The sequence below is a fragment of the Shewanella sp. P1-14-1 genome (assembly GCF_001401775.1).
Classification (GTDB): domain Bacteria; phylum Pseudomonadota; class Gammaproteobacteria; order Enterobacterales; family Shewanellaceae; genus Shewanella; species Shewanella japonica.
Window position 1 is genome coordinate 1 of sequence record NZ_LKTL01000136.1, and the last position, 224, is coordinate 224.

The window sequence follows — 224 nt, forward strand, 5'->3', positions numbered from 1 at the left end:
CCAGTGATGTCACCGTTATTATCGCCATCGATGACTAAATCGACGGTGATGTTACTTGAAAGGGCATCAAGGTTTTCAGTGTCGTTGGCAGACAGGTCGTTACCGTTGCTGTCAGTTGCAGTTGCCACCACTGTGATGTCGCCATCCACAAGTGTAGATAGGTCAACATTATCGACAGAGTAAGTACCGTCCGCGTTTACTGCCACATCTGTGATGGTAATTGC

1 pseudogene is annotated in these 224 nt (G+C 47.8%); it reads right to left on the minus strand.

Going from position 1 to position 224, the window contains the following annotated elements:
- Nucleotides 1-224 (minus strand): annotated as a pseudogene (locus tag AN944_RS21730) (hypothetical protein); the annotation flags it as partial.